General features: G+C 45.7%; 1 protein-coding gene. It reads left to right on the forward strand.

Annotation, left to right across the window (positions count from 1 at the left end):
• Positions 1-1,510 (forward strand): cadherin-like domain-containing protein (locus tag A3762_RS10120; protein ID WP_156493377.1); only part of this gene is annotated, 1,510 nt, incomplete at both ends.

The raw sequence follows: 1,510 nt of genomic DNA on the forward strand, positions 1-1,510 counted from the left end.
ACTGAGCCAAGAACAGCTCTTGGCGCAAGCGAGTGATGTGGATGGTGATACGCTCACGGCGTTGAATCTACAGACAGCCAATCCGGAACTGACGATTACAGATAATGGTGATGGGACGTTCACGCTGACACCGGCTGCAAACTTCAATGGTGATCTCGATATTAGTTTCGATGTATTCGATGGTGAAGCGACAGTCGCAGCCAATATCGATTTGACAGTGAACCCAGTGAATGATGCGCCTGTTGTAAGCGCTAATATATCAGTAACAATAGAAGAGGACGGCACGTATACACTGACGCAAGCGGAATTGTTGCAATTTGCGTCGGATGTGGATGGCGACGATCTTACAGCCGTTATTGGTGATCAAGGCAGTGAGACTACGATTACTGGTACGGTCCTCGATGCTGAAACTGGTAGCCCAGTTTTTGGTGCAGACGTAACTCTGTCAGATGCAGTCGGTAATGCGACAACCGTGCAAACTGAGAACTCAGGGAACTATTCCGTCACTGGACAAGTGGCCGGCGACGGTACTTTAACAATTACGCAAGATGGTGCGATCACCAACAGTTTTAGTGTGTTAGAAGGTGAAACGATTAACGCCGGCACGATCTCGTTGTCCAGTGTGATGGACGCTGCTGATATGCGTATTGTCTTGACCTGGGGTGGCGAGTCCGGTATGCGAGATCTAGATAACCATCTTTGGTTATATGATCCTGATTCTGGCGCAGAGCTCGACCATATCTACTATCAGGATATGAGTTACGAGTTGGGCGATGCGACAATTCAACAAGATGTTGATGACACTAATGGCTACGGCCCAGAAACTATTACTGTTCCAAATTATGCTGAGGCCAACATGCATTACTCTGTGCACAACTACAGCACAGGTGCATGGGATATTGACGGCGTTGACAATGTTCAGGTTCAGGTGTTTGTTGGTAACTCTTTAATATCAACATTCACGCCTGATCTTCCGGATAGTACGACCGGTGAGTATTGGCATGTGTTTGATATTGTTGATGGAGTAATTATTCCCTCTCAAGTTGTATCTAATCAAAGCAGCGTTACTATGCCTGATTCGGATACTGTCACTGAGGATCAATATGGTGTTTCGATTTCTGATGTGATTAATGGTTTAACTGACGATGATAGCCAACACGATAATCAACAGGGTGACGACGAATCATCATATGATGGTCAAGCAAATAATAATGATGCTTTATCAGTTAGTAATATTGAGATTACAAATGGAATTGTAATAGATAATGATGATGGAACTTATACTATCGTACCTGCTGCTGATTTTAATGGTGATTTTTCTATCAGCTACACAGTGGAGGATGGTAATGGCGGTGTAACCCCGGCTCTTGTCGACGTAACTGTAACCGGCGTGAATGATCTGCCGGTCGCGCAGGATCAGAATTTCCAGATGAACGAAGACGGGACGATCACGCTTACAGATGGGGATCTGTTAACGGGAGCGTCGGATGTTGATGGCGATACGCTGAGT

The sequence above is a fragment of the Oleiphilus sp. HI0125 genome (assembly GCF_001635355.1).